Raw genomic sequence first — 2,873 nt, 5'->3', positions numbered from 1 at the left:
CCTTACAACCGAATGCCCCGCCCGCGATCTTCCGCACCCTCTGGAACGGCCGTCACGCCTTCCAGGACAGCGACACCAGCGGCAACACCCTAAGCCGCTATGAAAACGACGGACGCCACACCGTCAGCCTGTGGAGCAAAAGCGACGGCAGCCAAGCCCTCCACCACGACGCCCTAGGCAGCATCACCGCTACTACGGACACCAGCGGCCAGCTCAAAAGCGAAACCGTCTACGACGCCTTCGGCAACATCGTCAGCCAAAGCGGACAAAGCGCCAATAAGTTCGGCTACACCGGCCACCAGATGGATCAAGAGACGGGACTGATCTATTTCCAAGCCCGCTACTACGACCCACAAACAGGCCGCTTCATCACCCAAGATCCGTATGAGGGTGACTGGAACACACCACTGTCTTTGCATCACTATTTGTATGCTTATGGGAATCCGACGACTTATGTGGATTTGCATGGGTACGCAAATAGTATTGCGGGCTACTTCGAACAGAAGCGGCGCGAAACGCAAGAAGCCAACGGTCAAGTGGTAGGTGCGGTAGTAGGTGGTGTTGTAGGGATAGGTAAAGCCATCTATGCGACTGGAAAATTTGTTGTTTATGATGCAATACCGGCAATGGCGGGTAATGAGAATGCTAAAGCTAGGATGGATGAAAATGGCAAAGCTGTAGCGACACTTCTCCTCCAACCGCAAGTCGTTTGGGCAGCAATGAAACAGCAAGTCGCCCAAGCCGATGTTGAAGCGGCTCAAAAAGAACAGAACGGAAATTATTCCGGTGCTGCTTTTTCTCGCGCATACGCACGATTTGAAATTGCGGCACCGATTGTTGCAGGTATTGCTTCAGGGAGAGTTCCTACGCTTTCGAAAGCTCTTGGAGTAAGTGGAGAACGAATTAATTTCCCAATTAATCGGGCTGTGGAGAACGCGCCTCCGTTGCCAAAGTCTGAGGTTGTTGTCCCTGAGATCGTAACGACTGCGGAGCCAGTAAGTAGACCGGGTACGACGATTGCAAAGCCTGCCCGAGATGCTGCGCCCAAAAATCAGTCTGTAGAGCCGGATGTTAGCGATGTACGTTTTACCCGAATTGATAGAAAGAGTGTTCGCAGTACCGATTACCCTACCCGAGAACGTAAGGCGACAACTAAGAGGCTTGAAGAGGGAGCGACCGGATCGGATGGTGTTATTCGTTGTCAAGGCCAAAATTGCAAAGTACAAGGAGGCAGAGAATTAGCGCCGGGTGAAGGTACGCCACAACATATTCCTAGTTTGGTCGATACGCACAATAGGATTGGTTACGACACCAACCAACGCATACGGAATGACCTATATAATGAGACAGCAAAAGAATTACATTGTTTAGATTGTCAGCATGGAGAGGGCGGATCCACAACAGCACGTTATCGTAGAGACGTGGGGCCAAACTATGAGGCAAGACAATCGCGTCAGAAAACAAAGAAAAGGGAGGAGAAATCTAATGAATGATGATGGTGCACTTGCTTTTGATGTGCGAAGGACAGTTCTACTTGCATCATATATCCAGGCATGGGGGATGCCGCATTCTCGAACCATTTCAGAAAAAGGGAATCACCGTGTCGAAGTTTATTTTTTTCCATCAAAAGATGATGACGTGATCAATCGATATGCAACGATTGGCTTATCTGGACACGTTTCGGATACTGGGAAAGTCTTAGATTGGGAACTTTTTATGGCTGTGCCAAGTGATAATGCAGGTGCAACTATAGATGAAATTATCTTTTTTATACTTGATGTTATGGCGTTCTCACAGCGTAAAGACGTACCATTCAAAATAGGAATGGCTTTTGCAGAGTCACCTTTGATGCCTCAGCAATGGCGCTCAAGGGCATTTTTAATTGATGAGCCAAGGGCTGAACCAGAATCGCTTTCTGAAATAAAACTTGGTTCTGAAGTTGTGAAGCTTTTTTGGATAATTCCTATTTATAAGAATGAATATGAAGCAATTAGAGACGGCGGTATAGAAAAGTTTGATAAAGGAGAAGCTGCATCAAGTTGGAGTCCAGCAGATCCATCAAGACCTTCGTTTTTAAATGATTAAGGGCCGTAATCACCACTACCGAGCCCGCAGGCACAGCCAGCACCAACGCGGTCGCTAAAACCTACACCTACAACGGTCGCAACCAACTCACCGCCATTACCGACACAGCAACGGCACCAGTAGCAACATGCGCTACGACGCCGCGCTGCGCATGCAACAAGTGACACACGCCAAAGGCAACATCATCCATGCGCGCACCGACTATGTGTTCGACCAAAACGGCAATCGTACCAAAGAAACCATCAACCGCAACGCCGCCGCACAGGTTACCAACTACAGCTACGACAAAGCCGACCGCCTAACCCAAACCGAAGTCATCGACGTCAACCAAACTGTCACCACCGCTTATACCTTAGATGGCGTCGCCAATCGCACCAAAGAAATCATCAGCACCAAACCAGCAGGCACAGCCAGCACAGGCAGCGCAAGCAGCCCAACAAGCATCACCAAAACTTACACCTACGACGGTCGCAACCAACTCACCGCCATCACCGACACAGCCGCAGGCAACACCACATTAAGCTACGACAACCAAGGCAACCTCAGCCAAAAGACCCAAGGCGGTGATAGTACGTACTACAGCTACAACGCCAGAGACAACCTGATCAGCGTTCGCAAAAACAATACGGTGCTTGGTAACTACAGCAATAACCACCTAGGCCTGCGTGTCGAAAAAGAAGCCAAAGACCCCTTACAACCGAATGCCCCGCCCGCGATCTTCCGCACCCTCTGGAACGGCCGTCACGCCTTCCAGGACAGCGACACCAGCGGCAACACCCTAAGCCGCT

At 50.1% G+C, this 2,873-nt stretch carries 2 protein-coding genes and 1 pseudogene; all 3 read left to right on the top strand.

What is annotated here, in order from left to right; all coding sequences use genetic code 11:
* Positions 1-1,493, top strand: a 1,493-nt coding sequence (locus tag H8K55_RS21250) for an RHS repeat-associated core domain-containing protein (protein ID WP_222612570.1), incomplete at its 5' end; no start/stop codon positions are given.
* Positions 1,486-2,085: a suppressor of fused domain protein gene (locus H8K55_RS21245; RefSeq protein ID WP_186944248.1), complete on the top strand. Its 600-nt coding sequence runs from the start codon at positions 1,486-1,488 to the stop codon at positions 2,083-2,085. The genes H8K55_RS21250 and H8K55_RS21245, both read left to right, overlap by 8 nt.
* Positions 2,086-2,212: 127 nt before the next feature.
* Positions 2,213-2,873: pseudogene (locus H8K55_RS21240) on the top strand (RHS repeat protein); the annotation flags it as partial.

This window comes from Affinundibacterium flavidum (assembly GCF_014284175.1).
Taxonomy (GTDB): Bacteria; Pseudomonadota; Gammaproteobacteria; order Burkholderiales; family Burkholderiaceae_D; genus Undibacterium; species Undibacterium flavidum.
The sequence above is the reverse complement of the archived record's forward strand: the minus strand, read 5'-3'. Positions and strand labels throughout refer to the sequence as shown.